The sequence below is a fragment of the Devosia sp. Soil_C_22 genome (genome assembly GCF_057657195.1).
Map to the genome: position 1 here is coordinate 2,390,059 of NZ_JBDGIY010000001.1, position 19,290 is coordinate 2,409,348.

At 66.1% G+C, this 19,290-nt stretch carries 19 protein-coding genes; 7 read left to right on the forward strand and 12 right to left on the reverse strand.

The genetic code is table 11. From position 1 onward, the window contains the following. Positions 1-140: 140 nt before the first annotated feature. Complete coding sequence (locus AC3A6I_RS11600; RefSeq protein WP_487543855.1) at positions 141-1,052, forward strand: hydrogen peroxide-inducible genes activator; 912 nt, start codon at positions 141-143, stop codon at positions 1,050-1,052. On the opposite strand, the gene AC3A6I_RS11605 is transcribed toward AC3A6I_RS11600, so the two are convergent. Together AC3A6I_RS11605 and rarD are read right to left on the reverse strand one after the other, a co-directional pair. Beyond that, entirely contained in the window at positions 1,034-1,621 is a 588-nt protein-coding gene (locus AC3A6I_RS11605; RefSeq protein WP_487543856.1) for an MOSC domain-containing protein, read from the reverse strand. The two genes, AC3A6I_RS11600 and AC3A6I_RS11605, sit on opposite strands and share 19 nt — an antisense overlap. Next, positions 1,618-2,529, reverse strand: a complete 912-nt coding sequence (rarD, locus tag AC3A6I_RS11610) for an EamA family transporter RarD (protein WP_487543858.1) — start codon at positions 2,527-2,529, stop codon at positions 1,618-1,620. The genes AC3A6I_RS11605 and rarD overlap by 4 nt, the downstream gene beginning before the upstream one ends. A gap of 169 nt (positions 2,530-2,698) precedes the next feature. Here rarD and AC3A6I_RS11615 point away from each other — a divergent pair, with 169 nt between their 5' ends. Continuing rightward, positions 2,699-3,145, forward strand: coding sequence for a host attachment protein (locus AC3A6I_RS11615; RefSeq protein ID WP_487543859.1), 447 nt, complete (start codon positions 2,699-2,701; stop codon positions 3,143-3,145). A gap of 215 nt (positions 3,146-3,360) precedes the next feature. Here the strand turns inward: AC3A6I_RS11615 and AC3A6I_RS11620 are convergent, their stop codons facing one another. Next, a complete protein-coding gene (locus tag AC3A6I_RS11620) occupies positions 3,361-3,798 on the reverse strand; it encodes a rhodanese-like domain-containing protein (RefSeq protein WP_487543860.1) in 438 nt (145 codons plus the stop codon). A 94-nt stretch (positions 3,799-3,892) separates the two neighbouring features. Between AC3A6I_RS11620 and ftrA the strand changes: the two genes are divergently transcribed. Beyond that, the gene (gene ftrA / locus AC3A6I_RS11625) at positions 3,893-4,855 is read left to right on the forward strand and encodes a transcriptional regulator FtrA (protein ID WP_487543861.1); all 963 of its coding nucleotides are present in this window, start codon (positions 3,893-3,895) and stop codon (positions 4,853-4,855) included. Here ftrA and AC3A6I_RS11630 read toward each other — a convergent pair. After that, a complete protein-coding gene (locus tag AC3A6I_RS11630) occupies positions 4,852-5,700 on the reverse strand; it encodes an alpha/beta fold hydrolase (protein ID WP_487543862.1) in 849 nt (282 codons plus the stop codon). The genes ftrA and AC3A6I_RS11630 overlap by 4 nt on opposite strands. A gap of 140 nt (positions 5,701-5,840) precedes the next feature. Between AC3A6I_RS11630 and AC3A6I_RS11635 the strand changes: the two genes are divergently transcribed. Further along, positions 5,841-6,245: a VOC family protein gene (locus AC3A6I_RS11635; protein ID WP_487543863.1), complete on the forward strand. Its 405-nt coding sequence runs from the start codon at positions 5,841-5,843 to the stop codon at positions 6,243-6,245. On the opposite strand, the gene tam is transcribed toward AC3A6I_RS11635, so the two are convergent. From tam to AC3A6I_RS11655, 4 genes are all read right to left on the reverse strand, one after another. Further along, complete coding sequence (gene tam / locus AC3A6I_RS11640) at positions 6,242-7,006, reverse strand: trans-aconitate 2-methyltransferase (protein WP_487543864.1); 765 nt, start codon at positions 7,004-7,006, stop codon at positions 6,242-6,244. The two genes, AC3A6I_RS11635 and tam, sit on opposite strands and share 4 nt — an antisense overlap. A 93-nt stretch (positions 7,007-7,099) precedes the next feature. Next, on the reverse strand, positions 7,100-7,951 hold the full coding sequence (locus AC3A6I_RS11645; protein ID WP_487543866.1) for an alpha/beta hydrolase: 852 nt from the start codon (positions 7,949-7,951) through the stop codon (positions 7,100-7,102). 131 nt (positions 7,952-8,082) lie between these two features. Next, complete coding sequence (gene ettA / locus AC3A6I_RS11650) at positions 8,083-9,738, reverse strand: energy-dependent translational throttle protein EttA (protein ID WP_487543867.1); 1,656 nt, start codon at positions 9,736-9,738, stop codon at positions 8,083-8,085. 79 nt (positions 9,739-9,817) lie between these two features. Continuing rightward, positions 9,818-11,581 carry an SLC13 family permease gene (locus tag AC3A6I_RS11655; RefSeq protein ID WP_487543868.1) on the reverse strand — a complete coding sequence of 588 codons (1,764 nt, stop codon included), beginning with the start codon at positions 11,579-11,581 and terminating at the stop codon, positions 9,818-9,820. A gap of 158 nt (positions 11,582-11,739) precedes the next feature. Here AC3A6I_RS11655 and AC3A6I_RS11660 point away from each other — a divergent pair, with 158 nt between their 5' ends. After that, on the forward strand, positions 11,740-12,636 hold the full coding sequence (locus AC3A6I_RS11660; RefSeq protein WP_487543869.1) for a TolB family protein: 897 nt from the start codon (positions 11,740-11,742) through the stop codon (positions 12,634-12,636). Between the two features lie 155 nt (positions 12,637-12,791). Here the strand turns inward: AC3A6I_RS11660 and AC3A6I_RS11665 are convergent, their stop codons facing one another. Continuing rightward, positions 12,792-13,268 (reverse strand): Lrp/AsnC family transcriptional regulator, encoded by a 477-nt coding sequence (locus AC3A6I_RS11665; protein ID WP_487543870.1) that lies wholly within the window; start codon positions 13,266-13,268, stop codon positions 12,792-12,794. Between the two features lie 138 nt (positions 13,269-13,406). On the opposite strand from AC3A6I_RS11665, the gene AC3A6I_RS11670 reads away from it, so the two are divergent. Further along, positions 13,407-14,423 carry a 1-aminocyclopropane-1-carboxylate deaminase gene (locus AC3A6I_RS11670; RefSeq protein ID WP_487543872.1) on the forward strand — a complete coding sequence of 339 codons (1,017 nt, stop codon included), beginning with the start codon at positions 13,407-13,409 and terminating at the stop codon, positions 14,421-14,423. Between the two features lie 143 nt (positions 14,424-14,566). Here AC3A6I_RS11670 and AC3A6I_RS11675 read toward each other — a convergent pair whose 3' ends face one another. The 3 genes from AC3A6I_RS11675 to AC3A6I_RS11685 all read right to left on the reverse strand — a co-directional run bounded on the left by AC3A6I_RS11675 (position 14,567) and on the right by AC3A6I_RS11685 (position 18,567). Beyond that, positions 14,567-15,595 carry a methyl-accepting chemotaxis protein gene (locus tag AC3A6I_RS11675; RefSeq protein WP_487543873.1) on the reverse strand — a complete coding sequence of 343 codons (1,029 nt, stop codon included), beginning with the start codon at positions 15,593-15,595 and terminating at the stop codon, positions 14,567-14,569. Between the two features lie 104 nt (positions 15,596-15,699). After that, a complete protein-coding gene (locus AC3A6I_RS11680) occupies positions 15,700-16,374 on the reverse strand; it encodes a DUF2461 domain-containing protein (protein WP_487543874.1) in 675 nt (224 codons plus the stop codon). Between the two features lie 21 nt (positions 16,375-16,395). Then, positions 16,396-18,567, reverse strand: coding sequence for an FdhF/YdeP family oxidoreductase (locus AC3A6I_RS11685; RefSeq protein ID WP_487543875.1), 2,172 nt, complete (start codon positions 18,565-18,567; stop codon positions 16,396-16,398). A 184-nt stretch (positions 18,568-18,751) separates the two neighbouring features. Here AC3A6I_RS11685 and AC3A6I_RS11690 point away from each other — a divergent pair, with 184 nt between their 5' ends. Continuing rightward, positions 18,752-19,258 carry a superoxide dismutase family protein gene (locus tag AC3A6I_RS11690; protein WP_487543876.1) on the forward strand — a complete coding sequence of 169 codons (507 nt, stop codon included), beginning with the start codon at positions 18,752-18,754 and terminating at the stop codon, positions 19,256-19,258. Positions 19,259-19,290 lie beyond the last annotated feature (32 nt).

The following is a 19,290-nucleotide window of genomic DNA, read 5'->3' on the forward strand; positions in this document are numbered from 1 at the left end:
ACTGCAACGCCGACCAAATGCGGCGCGCAGACGGATCGCCATGCCCCCGCGACCACTCTTTTGGAATGATTCCATTCTGGCCAAGGGCGCGGCATAATGCCAATTGATTGCACTACTCACGTTGATAATCTAAGCTTATCATGATCACCCTGAGGCAGATGCATTATGTCGCCGTGCTGGCGGAGACCGGCCATTTCGGCCGCGCCGCCGAGCGCTGCAACGTCACCCAGCCGGGGCTGAGCCAGCAGATCCGCCAGCTCGAGGCGCATTGCGGAGCGCCCCTGTTCGACCGGCTCGGCAAATCGGTGCGGCTGACCCCGCTCGGCCGCGAGTTCATCGAGCGTATCCTCCCGATTCTCGAGCAGGCCGACGCGCTCGAGGGCTTTGTCAGCGGCGCGCGCGGCCACCCGACTCGGCCGCTCCGCTTCGGCGTGATCCCGACGGTCGCCCCCTATCTCCTGCCCCACATCTTCCCGGCGCTGCAGCGGGAGCTGCCGCAACTGAGCTTCACCGTGTCAGAGAACCGCACCGAAGCGCTGGTCGAAGCGCTCGCCGATGGCAGCCTCGACCTCGCGCTGATCGCCAGCGAACCCAAGGCCGGCGGCCTGCGCCTCACCCGCGCGCCGCTGTTCGACGATGAGTTCGTGCTGGCGACTGCCGCCACCGAGCGCACCAGCGAACCCGTGCCGCTCGCCGCCATCGACGGCGACCGCATGCTGCTGCTCGATGAGGGTAACTGCCTGCGTGACCAGGCCATCGCGGCCTGCGCCCTCGATGCCGACACGGCCCGCCACACCTTCGCGGCGACGTCGCTGTCGACGATCGTGGAGTTCGTCGCCAACGGCCAGGGGATTACGCTCCTGCCCGAGATCGCGCTCCGCAAGGAGGCGACCGGCAACCGCATCAGCATCCACCGCCTGAAATCGCCCGGCGCGCGCCGCCACCTGTCGCTGGTCTGGCGCGAGGCGACGCCCTTCACTGCCGTGTTCGAGGATGTGGCCGCCACCATCCGCGGTGCGCGGCAGGCCCTCAATCAGCCTGCCGCGGCGTAGATCGCCTGCCGCCAGGTGCGCACCCTCACCTCGTCGCCGAGCCGGACGGCGCCTTCGCGCTCGACCCAGCCGACCAGCCCGCGCTTGCCCAATGCGGCTTTGACAAAGGCGAACTCGACATCCTTGCGATCCGGATGGTGCTCCATGATCGAACGGCCGGAAATGCGGCACGGTCCGTTATCACCGTCGACGCGGATGGTGGCTCCGCTCGGGAACATCAGCAGCGTGCGCGGCGGCAGCTTCGAGAACTCCGGAACGCCTGAGAGCACGAGGTTGGCGCCGATCCATTCGGCCGGCAGCCTGGGCAGCTTCAGCGTCGCCCCGACCTCGACCAGTTCTTCGATTGACAGCATCGAAAGCTGGCGCTCGTTGCGCATCTTGGTGCCGCGCGGATACCACGGCTCGCGCGCCCCGCTCGGCCGCGTCAGCCCCTCGTGCCGGTCGCCGACGACGCCCGCATAGGTGAGCTGAATCTCGGGTTTCGGCGTCGACTCGACAGCTTCGGTCTCGACCACGAACACGCCCTCGACCCGGGCGGTGAAGCTGAGGGCGGGCAGCTCGTCCGTCATGCCGCTGCCTTGCGCAGCCGGACGATCGAGTCGGCGGTGTAGACCAGCAGCGACAGCCAGATCAGCCCGAAGCTCAGTAGCCGCGTGCCGTTGAGATGTTCGCCGAACAGCGTGATCGCCAGCAGGAACTGGATGGACGGCGCGATGTATTGCAGCATCCCGATGGTGCTGAGCCGCAGCCGCTGCACGGCAAAGGCGAACAGCAGCAGTGGCCCCGCCGTCGCCGGCCCGGTGGCCGCCAGCAGCAGCAGCGTGCCCGGATCGGCATGGACGCCGATGCCGCCATCGCGCACGAAGGTGTAGAGGATGTAGCCCAAAGCCACCGGCGACAGCAGCAGCGTTTCGACGAAGAGGCCGGTCGCCGACGAGGCCTTGGCGGTCTTCCTGAGGTAGCCGTAGAGCGCGAAGGTGATGGCGAGGCTGAGCGCGATATAGGGCACGCCGCCCAGTCCCATGGCCTGGATGCCGATCGCCACGGTGGCAATGGCCACCGAAACCGTCTGCCAGCGATTGAGCCGCTCGCCGAGCAGCAGCATGCCCATCGCCACATTCACCAGCGGGTTGATGAAATAGCCGAAGCTCGCCTCGAGCACCTGGTTGGTCTCGACCGCGTAGACATAGATCAGCCAGTTCGCCGCGAGCAGGACTGCCGCCAGCCCCATCGAGCGCACCGTGCGCCAGTCGCGCAGGATGGCGCGGACTTCGGCAGTGCGGCCGGCAACGATCAGGATCGCGCCTACGAGCAGCAGCGACCACAGCGTCCGGTCGGCGACCAGCGTCGTCGCCCCGACATGGCGCAGCTTGTCGAACAGCAGCGGTAGGAAGCCCCAGAGCAGATAGGCGGTGAGGCCCGAGACGAGCCCGGCCTGCATGCGGTCATCCGGCGATGAGGTGGTAACGGACGCCAAGGCGTGTCCTTTCGGCCGCTGGCGGCCCAATATGCCGCGGCTTCTAGCAGCGCGGCGCAGGCGCGGCAAATCAGACTTTGCGATGGCAGTCAGCAGTCGCCTTGATGGAGATCAAACCAATCCCCACGTCCAGCGTTAGGCTTGGGTCATCAGCAAAATGGAGCGTGCCATGAAAGCCAAGGTCACCTGGATCCTCATCGCCGACGGCGCCACCGCGAAGGTGTTCGAGCATCGTCCGCGCGAGGGCTTTACGGCTGTCGACGACCTGATGTTCGAGCAGGAGCCGCTGAAGGCGGGCGAGATCATGGCCGACAAGCCGGGCCGCAGCTATTCCTCGGGCTCGGATGGCCGCAGCGCCATGGAATATTCCTCCGATCCGGTGGCCGTGCGCGAGCGCCGCTTCGTCGAGCGCGTGGCCGAAGAGCTGGAGCGCAAGCACCAGGAAAAGGCCTTCGACCAGCTGATCATCGCCGCCGCCCCGACGGCGCTGGGCGATATCCGCCCGGCGCTCAGCAAGGAGTTGAAGTCGGCCATAATCGCCGAGCTGCCCAAGGATCTGACCAACATCCCGACGCCCAAGCTCGAACAGCACTTCGCGGATATCCTGGCGCTCTAGCGCCGGACCATCACCCAAGCGGCGGCGCATCGCGCGAACCACGGACAGCAGTCCCACTCACAGGGTCACCCCGGCGAAGGCCGGGGCCCATCCTGAGGTTCTCCACCTCCGCTGAGAGCAGAAACATCTCAGGATGGATCCCGGCCTGCGCCGGGATGACGCCGTGTTTGTGGGTCGGTCAGCATGCAATCATGGGCCAGTGTGCATCTGGCACCCTACTCCGCCGCCGCCAGTTCCGGCGCGATGCTGCCAGGCGCCTCGCCGGTCGCCAGCGAAAACCCCTCGTCGAGCCAGCCAGTCACGCCTCCGATCATTTCCTTGACCGGCCGGCCGAGTTCGGCGAGCCGCAGCGCCCCCTTGTTGGCGCCGTTGCAGTGCGGGCCGGCACAATAGACCACGAACAGCGTCGCCTGCGGCCACTCGGCCATCTTGCGGCCGGTGATCTTGCCATGCGGCAGGTTGATCGCGCCCGGCACATGGCCGGCGGCATAGAGCGCAGGCCCGCGGACATCGAGCAGCACGAAATCCTGCGCGCCGCGGCTCAGCGCCTCGTGCACGTCCCAACAGTCGGTCTCAAAGCCCAGCCGGGCCGCAAAATGGAGCCGCGCCTCAGCTGAGGATGCGGCGGGAAACAGCGTCACGTTGCTTTGCATCTGTGCCTCCATGGCTTGCATGGCCGGATGCTGCCGGAGAATGGCGGGATCGGTGAGTGGCCGGAATGCCAATATGCGGTAATATCCCGCCATCATGAAAAACCGCCACGTCGCCATCCTCGCCTACGACCAGCTCTGCATGTTCGAGTTCGGCATCGCCGTCGAAGTCTTCGGCCTGCCACGGCCGGAATTTTCGCATCTCGACTGGTACAGTTATGAAATCGTCGGCATCGAGCCCGGCCCCTATCGCTCGACGGGCGGCATCATGATCGACACCGCGCACGACCTGAGCCGGCTCGAGGATGCCGGCCTGATCGTTGTCCCCGGCTGGCGCGGGGCGAAACAACCGATCCCCGATGTGCTCGGCGACGCCCTGCGCCGGGTCAGCGCCCGCGGCGCCCGCATCGCCACGCTCTGCTCCGGTGTGTTCGTCCCCGCCCGCGCCGGCCTGCTTGATGGCCGCCGCGCCACGACGCACTGGCGCTATGCTGATAGCCTGCGCGCCGAATTCCCGACCATCACGGTCGAGCCCGACATCCTCTATGTCGATGACGGCAACGTGCTGACCGCCGCGGGTTCCGCCGCCGGCATCGACCTCTGCCTTCACATCGTCCGCCAGGATTTCGGCGCCGAGATCGCCAACACTGTCGCCCGCCGGCTGGTGCTGCCGTCCCACCGCGAAGGCGGCCAGGCGCAATATGTCGCGCGCCCCGTCGCACGCGAGCGCCGCGGGCAGGTCGGCCCGCTGCTCGACATCCTGCGCGAGCGTCTCGACGAGGATTGGACGATTGCCCGGATGGCAGCCGGCGCAAGGCTTTCCGAGCGCAGCTTGATTCGACACTTCAACGATGCCACGGGCCTCAGCCCGCTCAACTGGCTGATCGCCGAACGCGTCGAGCGCACCAAGGAACTGCTCGAAACCACCACGCTCGGCCTCGACGCCATCGCCGAAGCCGTGGGCTTCAGGACGCAGGAAACCCTGCGCCACCACTTCCGCGGCAAGACCGGCGTCAGCCCGACGGCATTCCGCCGCGCCTTCGGACGCGTTGCGGCTTAGGCCTCGTAGCTATCCTCGTCGTCCTCGCCCTGCCCCGTCACCGCCTCGAGAAATTCGAGCAGGATCGGGTTGAACAGGTCGGGGCGCTCGAGGCTGGGGAAATGCGCCGTGTCTTCGAGCACCACGGCGAAGGCGTTCTCCATTTCCTCGCTCAGATCCTCGTGGCGGTCGACGATGTCGGGGAAATCGAGCTCGCCCACCACCAGCAGAGTGGGCGCGATGATGTTGCCGACCGCATCGATGGCCGACTCCGGCTCTTCTTCCTGCGTCAGCTTCGGATGGTTGAGCTGGATCGCATCCATGGCGAGAAACAGCTCGCGCACTGGACCCGAAACGCGCCCGGCCTCGCTCAGCGGTCCGTCGAGCCACAGATGCGCGAGAATCTTGTTGGCGCTGTCGAAATTGCCGCGATCGATGGCGTACTCGTAGGCATCCTCGAGATCGGCCGCCTCCTCGGGAACCTCCGCATCCTCGCCGCCGCTGATAGCGGTGCCGATCAACGCCAGCGCGATGGTCCGCTCGGGATGCTCCAGCGCGAAGTCGATGGCGAGCCCGCCGCCCATCGATGAGCCCACGAAGATCGCCGCGTGGATGCTGAGCTGGTCGAGCACCGCTTCGAGATCGATGAGATGGCTGAACGGCACATTCTGCGTTTCGGTCTGCCCGTATCCGCGCCGGTCATAGCTGACGACGTGGTAGCCCTCCGCCGCGAGCTCGGCCATCTGCTCGGCCCACATGCGCCGGTCGGTAACGCCGGAATGCAGGAACACGACCGGAATGCCGAACCCATCCGCCTCGCCTCGGATCACGGCGCCATCAAAGTTGATTTCGAACGGGGCGGACATGGCCAAGACTCCGGCTGCACTGGAAAAGCGCGGCTTACCATCGGCAGCCGGCGCGGGCTAGGCCCCGGCAATCGGCGCGCCGTGCGCTATCGCAATCCCGCCCGGCGCGCTACGCTTACCCAAGACGACAGGAGGCAGCCTTGCCCAGCCTACGCCTGCACCATGTTTCGATCATCGTTCGCGACCTCGATCGCGCCCTCGGATTCTACCGAGATATCCTCGGCCTGAACCCGTTGCTGCGACCTGATTTTCCGGTGCGCGGTGCGTGGCTGGCCTGCGGCGACCGGCAACTCCACCTCGTGGTGCATGATGGCGAAACCTTCCGCCGCAGCGACACCGTCGACAATAATGACGGACACTTCGCCATGACCACCGACGATTTCGAGGGTGTCGTTGCCCTCCTCGCCGATCATGGCTTCAGCGAGCACGCTCCCGATGGCGACCCACGCCGCCTGCTGGTCAAGCGCACCGGACCAGCCGGCTTTGCCCAGCTCTACGTGCTCGATCCCGATCGCAACATCGTCGAGATCAACACCGCACCCTAACGCCCGATAACCATGAACAGCCGCGGGAAACGCAGCAGCACCTTGCCGTCCGTGGTGGGCGGATAGGCTTCGGCGATGTGCTCGAGATAGCGGGTGAGGAAATCCTCGCGCTCGGCGGGCGCCAGCGGGTCGATGAACGGGCGCAGCCCCGTGCCCTTCACCCACTCGACGATGGCCTCGGGGCCATCCAGCACGTGGTTGTAGGCGATGTGCCAGATATCGATGTGGCGCGCCACCGGACGGAAGGCGTCGTAATAGGTGCGCACCGGCGGTAGCGGCAGGCGGGCGGCGCCGCGCAGCCGCTCGGCCCACGGGCCCTCGGCGGCAGTCTGGCGCATCAGGACGTGGCTGGGTTCGGCCATGTTGTCCGGCATCTGCACGGCCAGCACTCCGCCTTCGGGCAGCGCTTCGACCACGCGCGGCAGCTGCGCCAGATGATCCGGCACCCACTGGTAGATGGCGTTGGCGAAGACGAGGTCGGTGCCCGGCTCCGGCACCCATGTACTGGCATCGGCATCGGCAAAGCGCGCGCCCGGCAGACGTTTGCGCGCCTCGACCAGCATGTTGGGCGAGTTGTCGAGCCCGGTGACCTCGGCCTCCGGGAAGCGCTCCACCAGAAGCTCGGTGGAATTGCCCGGCCCGCAGCCCATGTCGACCACCCGCTGGGGCGCCGTCAGCGGCACGCGGGCGAGGAGGTCATGCGAGGGGCGCGTGCGCTCGTCCTCGAATTTCAGGTATTGGGACGGGGACCAGTCGGCCATGGCGCTCTCTCGCGACGGTTGCGGCCCCTTCGATAACGGCAGCCGGCCGTCGCGTCCACGCCTACCCGGCGCCAATGACGTTCACGGGACTGTTCAGCGCCAGAGCCACCGGAGCGTTGCCGCGAACACCGCCGCGCCGTGCCGCAGGTCGTGTGCGCCCAGCCCGAACTCGAAGCGGTAGTCATAGCCCTTGAACGCCAGCGCCGTGGCCATGTCGAAATTGGCCGCGGCCCAGTTGCCGGCTGGCCGGTCGAGATCGTCGACGCCGCTCTGCAGGAACAGCTGCAGCGGCTTGGGCTCGGCCGCCCGCACCCTCGACGGATAGACATGCCCGCCCCGGATATTGGTGAAGCTGCCGCAATGGCTGATCACCTTGCCGAACGCTTCGGGCCGCTCCCACGCGGCATTGAACGCACAGATACCACCCGAGCTCATGCCGCAGATGGCGCGCTGCGCCGGGTCGTTCGAGATGTTGAGCCCCGCCAGCGCCTCGGGCAGCAGTTCCTCGAGCAGGAAGGTCACATAGGCCGGCCCGAGCGTATCGTACTCGACCGACCGGTTTCCGCGGCTCTGCTCCGGATTGCCCGGCAGATCGCCCGGCTGCACGAATACCGCAACGGTCGGCGGGATGGCGCCGGCCGCGATCAGCGCATCGAGCACGGCGGGCGCACGGAACTTGTCGTCGGTGTAGAAGCGGCCATCCTGGAAGACGAGCAGCGACGCCGGGGTGGTGGGATCGAGATTGGCCGGAACGTGCACGGCGTAGTCGCGCGACACGCCCGGGTACACGGTGGTGCCGGTGTGGCGGCGCCAGGTGAGCGCCGTTGAGGTCGAAGCCTCGGGCGGGAGCACCGGATCGGCGGTCTCACGCGCGGCGGTGAAAATGGCTTCGTCGGCCGCGGTGGTGATGGCCGCGGCCGGGTTCTCATGCTTCAGGATGTTCATCGGTGCCTCCTCGCGCCGCTTCTTTTGGCAGGTAAGAAGGGCCGTGACATCTAGCCATTCGGCGAGCCGATAAACAAAAACGGTCCGCGGGCGAGAAGCCACACGGACCGTTTGAAAGGGGTCTGGACGCGTTACCGCGTCAGCTTCTTATACGTCACCTTGTGGTTGTTCACGCTGTCTGCGCCGAGGCGGCGGATCTTGTCCTGTTCGTAGTCCTGGAAGTTGCCTTCGAACCACTCGAAGTGGCTGTCGCCTTCGTAGGCCAGCATGTGGGTCGCCAGACGATCGAGGAACATGCGGTCGTGGCTGATGATCACGGCGCAGCCGGCGAATTCCTCCAGCGCCTCTTCGAGCGCGGCGAGGGTTTCGGTGTCGAGATCGTTGGTGGGCTCGTCGAGCAGGAGGACGTTGGCGCCCGATTTCAGCATCTTGGCGAGGTGCACGCGGTTGCGCTGGCCGCCTGAGAGGTTGCCGACCTTCTGCTGCTGGTCGGAACCCTTGAAGTTGAAGGCCGAGGTGTAGGCGCGCGAGTTCATTTCGCGCTTGCCCAGCATCAGGATGTCGTTGCCGCCCGAGATCTCTTCCCACACCGTCTTGTTCGGCGCGAGCGTGTCGCGGCTCTGGTCGACATAACCGAGGTTGACGTTGTCGGCGATGGTGATGGCGCCCGAGTCCGGCTTCTCCTGCCCGGTGATCATGCGGAACAGCGTCGACTTGCCGACCCCGTTCGGGCCGATAATGCCGACGATGCCGCCCGGCGGCAGCTTGAAGGTCAGGTTGTCGATCAGCACGCGATCGCCGTACGACTTGGTGACGCCCTCGAGGCTGATGACGTTCTGGCCTAGCCGCTCGCCCGGCGGGATGATGATCTGTGCCGTGTTCGACATGGTGCGGGCCTCGTTGACCTTCACCAGTTCGTCATAGGCGCGGATACGCGCCTTGGACTTGGCCATGCGCGCCTGCGGGCTCTGGCCCATCCATTCCTTTTCGCGCTCCAGCACTTTTGCGCGCGCCGCGTCTTCCGACTGCTCCTGCGCGAAGCGCTTGGCCTTGGCGCCGAGATAGGCCGAGTAATTGCCCTCGTAGGGAATGCCGCGGCCGCGATCGAGCTCGAGAATCCAGCCGGTGACATTGTCGAGGAAGTAGCGGTCGTGGGTGATGATCAGCACCGCGCCGGGGAATTCGCGCAGGTGGTTTTCGAGCCACGCCGTAGTCTCGGCGTCGAGATGGTTGGTCGGCTCGTCCAGCAGCAGCAGGTCGGGCTGGCTGAGGAGCAGGGCGCAAAGCGCCACGCGGCGCTTCTCGCCGCCCGACAGGTTCTCGACCGACGCGTCGCCCGGCGGGCAGCCCAGCGCCTCCATGGCGACTTCGACCTGGCTGTCGAGATCCCACAGGTTCTGGCTGTCGATGATGTCCTGGAGCTTGGTCGCCTCGTCGGCAGTCTCGTCGGAATAGTTCATCATCAACTCGTTGTAGCGGTCGACGATGTCCTTCTTCTCCTTGACGCCCGTCATCACGTTGCCCTTGACATCGAGCTGCGGATCGAGCTGCGGCTCCTGCGCCAGGTACCCCACCTTGGCGCCCTCGGCCACCCAGCCTTCGCCGGTATAGTCGGTGTCGATGCCGGCCATGATGCGCAACAGCGTCGACTTGCCCGAGCCGTTGGGGCCGAGCACGCCGATCTTGGCATCCGGGTAGAAGCTCAGGTGGATGTTATCCAGGACCTTCTTGCCGTTGGAGTAGGCCTTGTTGAGGCCGTGCATGTGGTAGATGAACTGACGCGCCATGAAGCGTACGGGTCCCAAAACTGTGTGCTGAATTTCGTGCGCCGTATGTAGGGGAAGCCGCGCGGCGGGGCAACCACCGCTAGGTCAGCGGCCAGACGATCTGCAGCAGCGGCACGGCCACCAGCACCACGAGAATGGAAAGCGGCAGCCCCAGCCGCCAGTAGTCACCGAATTTGTAGCCGCCGGGCCCCATCACCAGCGTGTTGCACTGGTGCCCGATCGGGGTGAGGAAGTCGCACCCGGCCCCGATGGCCACGGCCATCAGGAAGGCTTCGGGCCGAAGGCCGAGATCGGTGGCGAAGGTTGCAGCGATCGGCGCCATCACCAGCACGGCCGCCGCATTGTTGAGGAAGGGCGTCACCGCCATCGCCGCGACGAGGATCAGCGCCAGCGCGCCATAGGGCGGTAGGCCGGCAGCAACCTGCGACAGCCACGACGCCATAATGTCGGTAGCGCCGGTGGTACGCAGCGAGTCGCTGACCGGGATGAGCGCGCCGAGCATGACGAGGATCGGTCCGTCGAGCCGCCGGTAGAGATCCTGTGAGGGCAGCGCTCCAGTGAGGACGATCAGTACCGCCGCGGCGAAGAAAGCGACTGCCACCGGCAGCCAGCCGAGGCCGGTCGCGATGATCGCGCCGGCGAGAATGAAAAGCGGCAGGAAGCGGTTGCGGCTGCCACCAAGCTGCAGGTCGCGGTCGGCCAGCGGCAGCGCGTCGAGGTCGCGCAACTGCTCGGCCAGACGCGGCCGGGTGCCGCGCAGCAGGATCACGTCGCCCGGCTCGAGCCGGATCGTACCGATGCGATCGGTGAACCGGCTTTCGCGCCGGGACACTGCGACGAGGTCGATGCCGGTCCGCTCGTAAAGCGCATAGTCGCGCGCCGAGCGACCGATCAGAGGCGAGTTCGGGCCGACAATGGCCTCGGTGACGACGAGGTCGACGCCCGGTGTGTCGGAGCGGTCGGAGAGCGCCAGCCCGCCCTGCGACACGAGCTGATTGAGTGCGTCTGGCTCGCCCTCGAGGATCAACCGGTCGCCCAGCCGCAGCACCGCATCGGGCAGCGGCGTACGCCGGCCCCCCTTGCCCGAAACGATGGCGGTGACCATGGCGCGATCGCCGCCCAGCTTGTGCAGCGCTGCTACGGTCTCGTCGAGCACGGCCGAGCCTTCGACCACCGCGGCCTCGGTAGTGTAGTTCTTGATCTCGATCGCATCCTTCACCGACAGGCTGTCGCGCTTGCGCTGCGGCACCAGCCAATAGAAGGCGGCAAGGAAGATCACGCCCACCACGGACAGTGCGATGCCCAGCGGTGCGAAATCGAACATGCCGAAACTCTCACCGGTCAGGTCCTCGCGCATGCGGGAAACGATGATGTTGGGCGAGGTGCCGATCTGCGTGACGAGCCCGCCCAGCAGCGCCGCGAACGACATCGGCATCAGGAACATGGACGGCGAGACTTTCGAGCGCTGCGCCATCTGGAACGCCACCGGCAGCATGATGGCGAGCGCCCCGATATTCTTGACGAAGCCGGAGATCGCCGCAAGCACGGTGACGAGGATCAGCAGTTGCACCCAGGGCGCCGTGACATTGGGCGCCACCCGCGCGATCACCGCGTCGACCACGCCCGAGCGCGATACCGCGGCGCTGACCACCAGCGCGCTGCCGACGATAATGACGATGTCGTCGGAAAAGCCGGAAAACGCCTCTGCGGCCGGTACCACGCCGAGGATCACCGCCAGCAGCAGCGCACAGGCGGCGACGAGGTCATAGCGCACCCTGCCCCAGAGAAATGCCGCCATCATCAGCGCGACAATGGCGAGGGCGGTCAGCTGCGGCAGACTCAAGGGCGATACTCCGTGCTCAGGCCAGTGATAGCCGAAGGGTACGGCACGAAACGACCTGAACAATGCGGAAAGGGACGCACGAGGGACCTTGACCTGCCGGCTCGCCCACGCGAACGGTTTCGCACAACCTCTCCGGCCCGCCAACGGTTCCTCGCCACATGACCAAGCCAGATTTCACCCGCCGTGGCCGCAGCCTGCAGCCGGGCCAGCGCGCCGAACTGACCATCGCCGATCTGGGCGGCAACACCGAAGTGATTTTCACCGCTGAGGAGGTGATCGAGGCGCCGAACTGGACGCCCGATGGCGCCGCGCTGATCTTCAATGCCGGGGGCGAGCTGTGGCGCATCCCCGCCGATGGTTCGGCCTCGCCCGAAAAGATCGACACGGGACACCTGCGCGACATCAACAACGACCACGTGCTCTCGCCCGACGGCCGGACGGTCTATGTTAGCTCCGACGACGGCCATCTCTATGCCCTGCCCGTCACCGGCGGCTCGCCGCGGCGCGTCTCCAACACGCACGACCACCCGCATCACTACTACCTGCACGGCATCTCGCCCGACGGCGCGACGCTGAGCTACGTCGCGGTCGAAAATCGCGGCAGCGGCCGGCAGGTGAACATCTTCACCATCCCTGCAGCCGGCGGGCCGGATACGCGGCTGTCCGATGTCGCCTACCCCAATGACGGGCCGGAATACTCTCCCGACGGGCAGTGGATCTATTTCAGCGGCGAGCGCGCGGCGGCCCAGCCAGGCCACGCCCAGTGCTTCCGCATGCGCCTCGACGGCACCGGCATCGAGCAACTGACCTTCGACGCCCGCGTCAACTGGTTCCCGCACGTGTCGCCGGACGGCGCGTCGATCGTCTACCTGAGCTATCCCGAGGGCACGCTCGGCCATCCGCCCGACAAGGACGTGATCCTGCGCTTCATGCGGCCCGATGGCAGCGGCGAGCGCGACCTCGTCAGCTTCTTCGGCGGCCAGGGCACGATCAACGTTAATTCCTGGGCCCCCGACAGCCGGCGGTTCGCTTATGTGGCGTATCCGGTGGGTTGAGGTCTGGCCTCTGACTCCACCTACCCCACCGGTTGTCACCCCTGCGAAAGCAGGGGTCCAACTCACAGCCCGCGCTTGCGGCGCGATGGATCCTTGCTTTCGCAGGGATGACAGCTGGTGGATAAGGCAACAACCTGCCCTGCCCCTTCGCAGCCTCAAAACTCCAGTGGCCGGTTGTCGGCCACTTCCTTCATCACGAAGAACGTCCTTGTCTGGCGTACACCCGGCAGCGCGATCAGCTGCGTGCCGTGCAGCCGGTTGAAATGGGCCATGTCGCGGACGCGGATCTTGAGGAAATAGTCGAAGTCGCCGGCGACGAGGTGACAGTCGATGACGAACTTCAGCCTGGTGACCGCCGCCTCGAAGGTGGCAAAGCTCTCCGGCGTCGAGCGATCCAGCACCACGCCGACCAGCACCAGCGCGCCGAGCTCCAGCTGCTGCGGATCGACCAGCCCGCGCACCCCGGTGAGATAGCCCGCCTCGAACAGGCGCTGCGTCCGCCGATGGCAGGTCGCAGCGCTGACCCCGACCTCCTCGGCCAAATCGGCATTGCTGATCCGCCCGTCGCGCTGCAGGGCGCGCAGCATTTTGACGTCGATGCGATCGAGCTCCGCCGCGGAAGTTTCTTTCATGGATGGACGCCCTGTGGAGAGATGTACGCCGAATACGCCCTGACGCCGTAGCACGGACCCAGCCTATGCCTCAACTTGGGAAGCACCTTTCGCCCACGCCTTGCTAACTTCGGCGGACCCTATCTCGAGGCCTTGCACATGAATCTCGCAAAATTTCCGCGCTATCCGCTCACCTTCGGCCCGACCCCGATCGAAAAGCTGTCGCGCCTCACCGAGCACCTGGGTGGCGACGTCGAGATCTATGCCAAGCGCGACGATTGCAATTCCGGCCTCGCCTTCGGCGGCAACAAACTCAGGAAGCTCGAATATATCATCCCCGATGCCATCGCTTCGGGCGCCGATACGCTGGTGTCGATCGGCGGCGTGCAGTCCAACCACACGCGCATGGTCGCGGCCGTCGCAGCCAAGATCGGCTTCAAATGCCGGCTGGTGCAGGAGGCCTGGGTACCGCATGAGGATGCGGTCTACGATCGGGTCGGCAACATCATGCTGAGCCGCATCATGGGCGCCGACGTGCGGCTGGTCGATGACGGTTTCGATATCGGCATCCGCGACAGCTGGAAGAACGCCATCGCGGAGGTCGAGGCGACGGGCGGCAAGCCCTACCCGATCCCGGCCGGCGCCTCGGTACACAAGTTTGGCGGCCTGGGCTATGTCGGCTTTGCCGAGGAAGTACGGGCGCAGGAAGCCGAGCTCGGCGTAAAGTTCGACTATGTCGTCGTCTGCACCGTCACCGGCTCCACCCATGCCGGCATGGCGGTCGGCTTTGCCGCCGACGGCCGCGCCGACAAGGTCATCGGCATCGACGCGTCATTCACGCCGGCCCAGACCCGCGCCCAAGTGCTGCAGATCGCGCAGGACACGGCGAGGGTGGTGGAACTCGGCCGCGACATCACTGGCGACGACATCGTGCTGATCGAGGACTACGCCTACCCCGTCTACGGCGTGCCCTCCGAGGAAACCAAGGAAGCGATCCGCCTCGTCGGCCGGCTCGAAGGCATGATCACCGACCCGGTCTACGAGGGCAAATCCATGCAGGGCCTGATCGACCTCGTCGGCAAGGGCTACTTCCCCAAGGGCAGCAAGGTGCTCTACGCCCACCTCGGCGGCGCCCCTGCGCTGAACGGCTACGGATACGCGTTCAGGAATGGGTGAGCGCTGCCGCTCTTGATCCTCCCCCGTTTACGGGGGAGGGGGACCAGCGAAGCTGGTGGAGGGGGCGGCCACACACGCCGGCACTTCCCGTCCCCCCCTCCACCGCCTTCGGCGGTCCCCCTCCCCCGCTGCGCAGGGGAGGATCACAGCGGCCGCTGGATCACCACGCCGGTCCAGCCCATGCCGTCATATTCCTGGTAGCCATGGGTACGGGCGAAGGCGACGAGCGCTCCGTCCGCATCGACATAGCTGCCGCGCTTTTCGTCGGAGGCGAGGCGGAACGGCTGGAACAGCCGAGCCTTCTCGGTCGTCGCGATCACCCGGTTCTTGCCGTCGAGCAGCATCACGGTGGTGCGCTCCTTCTCGCCGGGCGCCATGGCGATATCGTCGGTGACGAGGTTGGTGCCCTGCTGCTCCCAGTCGAAATAGACCCCGAGCGCCCCCAGCGTCTGCCCGTGCGTGGCGCCGCCGGCGCGCACCGCCGTGCCGTAGATCAGCACCTGCCGGCCCGATTGCGAGCGGCTCTGGCGCACGTCGTCGGCGACATACTCATCGCCGCTCTGAAGCCCGATCGCCTCGCGGAACCACACCGCCGTCTCGTAGTCGAGCGCCGTCACCTTGGCCGAGAAGACGGGGTTGGCATTGGTCACCGCCCGCCCCGCGGCATCCACCAGCACGAGATCGGAATAAACCGAGTAATAGCGATGGATCACCTGCAACCGCGCGCCGGCATGCGCAATGGCCTCCGGCGTCGGCTCCGCCAGCGCCTGCCACAGCGCCGCATCGGTGGCCCACCAGCGCACGTCTGCCGTCCGCTCATAAAGGTTACGCACGATCAGTTGCACCAGCGATTGCGCCATATCGGTGAGCCGGACCGCCTCGAGCGTGCCGACTAGGCTGCGGCTCTCGCCGATCCGCGCCTGCACTTCGCGCTGGAAGCTGGCGGCCGTCTCGGCCTGCTGTTCGGCGAGCCGCTGCACTTCGTGTGCAACGACGGCAAAGCTCCGCCCGGCCTCCCCTGCTCGCGCTGCCTCGATAACCGCATTCAGCGCCAGGAGACGCGTCTGCGTCGCCACCTGCTTGTTGCGCGCGCCATAGCGCTCGAGGTCGGAATTGATCTGTTCGATGACGGCGCGCACGCCATCCTGCGCCTGCGCGCCTGCCGAAGTCATGACTGAAACCCTGCTGCATTCCCGGCCTGAGTTACGCACGAGCCCCCGATGCAAAAGGTAAAGCATGATGACGTTTGTCATGCGCCACTGGTATGGCAGCTATGTCAGTCCGCCACTTCGTCGGCGATCCATTTGCCGATCGGCCAGGTGTCGGCATAGCGCCGAACAAGCTGGTCGATGAAATCGGGCTCGAGCGCGGCGGACGACGGCAGCTCGAAGCCGGCATGCAGGCCCTCGTAGAGCAGCAGCTCGGCCCGTTCCGGCGCGATCTCCAGCCCGGCTGGCGGGCGCTTGCGCGTCTTGCCGCCGATCTCGTAACCCTTGGCGCTAACCTCGGCCATCGCCGCCATCAGCGCCTTGCCCGAGCGCGGGTGGATGGCGGACTGGCGGAAGCCATCGAGCTGTTCGCCCATGAACTGGTAGATGCCGGTGCCGCCAAAAGCCTTGTCGGCGCTGAGGCTGAACCAGAAGCCCGGCCGGTCCCAGCCTTTGGTGTCGCCAAGCCAGAACCACAGGTCGAGATGGTCCTTGTAGGGTCGCTTATCGTTGGAGAACCGGATGTCGCGATTGATCCGTCCGATCGAGCCGTTGATCCGCGGCTCGAAATGCACGTCCGGCGCGATGGCGCGCAGCCGCTCGCCCAGCATGCTGACGAAGGCCTTGGCCGGCTCGACATAGCCGGCTTCATAGAGTGGTCGGTTGGCCTCGAACCACGCCTTCTCGTTGTGCGCGGCGATGCCCTTGAGGAAGTCCAGGGTCTTACTGGTGAAGGCGGTCATTGGAAACTTCCGAACCGGTGTTCAGGCTTCGATCCAGATCGGCACGGATTTGAAGGCGGGGGTCTTAGAGCGCGGATCGACCGCCGTCCCGCACAATACGTTGGCCTCGGGGTAGTAAGCCAGCGCGGAGCCGGGAGGCAGGTCGAAGGCCGTGGCAGTGCCTTCCATCCGGCCATGGTCGGAGGCGACGGTCACCCGCTGCCCATCGCTGAGGCCGCGCGCCGCCATGTCCTCGCGGCTGAGGAAGATGGCGTCGCGGCCCGCCTTCAGCCGGTAGCCGTCCTGCTCCTCGTAGATGATGGTGTTGAACTGGCCTTCCGAGCGGACGGTGGCGAGCGTCAGCCGGCCGGGCGGCCTGGGCAGCGGCGTCACCACGAAATGCGCCTTGCCATCCTTGGTGCCGAACTCCGGCGCGTGCATCACCCGATTGCGGATGTGGAACTCGCGCTTGGCCACATCGATATCGGCTAGCTGCTCCATGCCGGGAACGATTTTCGCAATCGCTTCACGGACTTGCCGGTGTTCCTTGAATCGTTCGAACGGGATCGGCGAGCCCGGCAGCAGCTGCTGGGCGAGGTCGGAGAGGATCACCGTTTCGGGCCGCACGTTGCTCAGCCGATTGATGCCGCCATCCGACAGGCGGACATAGTTGAACATCGATTCCTGTGTGGTCGGCGACCATTCCTCGTCGCGGGCGGTGACGGGGAGGATCAGCACCTCGCCCTCGCCCAGTCCATGCACGTGGCCCCGGTTGAGCGTGGTGGTGAGGAACAGCTTGAAGCCGATGCGCTCCATGGCGCGGGTGGAAAAGGCCGTGTCGGGCGTTGCGCCCCAGAGGTTCCCGCCCATGATCACGGCCGCATCGATCTCGCCGCGCTCGGCTGCTTCGAGCCCGGCCATGGTATCCAAGCCCTTGGCGCGGCTGAGGTTTATGCCGAAGGACTGCTCCATGGCGGCGAACACGGACTCAGACACGACCGGCTTCACCCCGATGGTACCGATGCCCTGCACGTTCGAGTGCCCGCGCAGCGGCAAGAGGCCGGAATAGCGCTTGCCGATCATGCCTCTGAGCAGCGCCAGGTTGGCGATGGCCTCGACATTTTCGACGCCGTGCAGGTGGTGAGTCATGCCCATGCCCCAGGCGAACACGACATTCTGCCGGCGGGCATAGGCGGTGGCGACACGCTCCAGACTTTCGACCGTTACACCGGTGACTTCCGCCACTTGGTCCAGGCTTAGTGCATGAAGATCGGCCAACAAATCGGCGTAGCCCGACGTGTGTCGCTCGATGAACGATTTATCCTCGGCGCCCATCGCGAGGATGGCCTTCATCAGCCCCTTGAACAGCCAGACATCGGTGCCGATGCGCGGCTGGAGATAGTCGGACGCGATCTCGGTGCCGCCCGACAGCATCGAGCTCGGCGACTTCGGCACGGCGAACTTCACCAGCCCCGGCTCGCGCGCCGGGTTGATGACGATCACATCGCCACCCCGGTCGCGGCAGTGCTTCAGCATGTGGATGAAGCGCGGGTGGTTCGACGATGGGTTGGCGCCGATGACGAAGATCAGGTCGGCGCCGGTCAGGTCCTCGAGCTCGACCGTGGCCGTACCCTTGCCGATGGTGGTGGCCAGCCCCTCACTGGTCGCCTGGTGGCAATAGTAGGAGCAGTTGTTGACGTTGTTGGTGCCCCAGGCGCGCGCCAAGAGCTGGAACACGAAGCCGGCTTCGTTGGACGAGCGGCCGGAGGAGTAGAAGAACGTCCGGTTCGGTTCGGTGGTCTTGAGGTTGGCCGCCGCATGGGCGATGGCAAAGTCCCAGTTCACCGGCTCGAAGCGGTCGGCGCCGCGCGCCTTGAATAGCGGCGTGTTGAGCCGGCCGAGCTTTTCCATCTCGCGACCCGAGAGCTGCTGCAGGTCGCTGAGCGGATGGAGGAAGGCCTCGTCTGGAATGGCCGGCTGGATATCGGTCGATTGCGCCTGCACCGACTTGTTGCAGACCGACGGGAACTCGCCCAGCTCGTTGGTCATGCCGCCGCGCTGGCCGCCCATGCCATAGGCGCAGGCCTTGCAGGCATTGTGCGAAGTGAGTGCCTTGGCCGCCTTGCCGACACCCATCTTGCGGATGGTCTCGACCGTATACAGAAGCTTCTTGGGTCCGCCACCGACGATGCGGGGCTTGTCGTCGATCGTCATGGCAACTCCTCGCAAGCAGGCTAGCATCCGTAGGGCATCCGTCAAAGCGGCTGCAATCGGCCTTGCGCAGCAGGGTGCGGCCACGCTCGACATGGAGCAGGTCGCGCAGCCCAGCGCGATCCGTCGGGTCTGACGGAACGGAGCCACCTGAACGGCGTTCCTCTTCATTGCCAGGAGGAATTTGATGAAACGCCACGCCCTTGCGCTTGCCGCCTTTGCCGCGCTGACGCTGCCGGCCCTTGCCCAGACTGGCGCGACAGCCGTGATGATGGACCAGTCGGGCACCTCGCTCGGCACGCTGGAACTCACCGAGATGGAGGGCGGAGTCCATATCACCGGCGAGTTGACCGGCGTGCCCAATGGCGACCATGGCTTCCATATCCATGAGACCGCCATGTGCGACACCGTCACTCAATTCGAGACCGCCGGCGCGCATTACGAGCCGGCCGACCACAAGCACGGCATGGAAAATCCCGAAGGTCCGCATGCAGGGGACCTGATGAACATCACCGCCAACGATGACGGCGAGGTTACTGTCGACCTGCACAACGAGAACGTCACCCTGGCCGAGCTGCTGGAGGGCGACGGCTCGGCGCTCGTCGTCCACAACGACCCTGACGACTACAAGACCGACCCCTCCGGGAACTCCGGCGATCGGTTCGCGTGCGGCATCATACAAGGCAGCCAATGACGCACGGAACCTCCGGCAGGCGGTGACGTTCA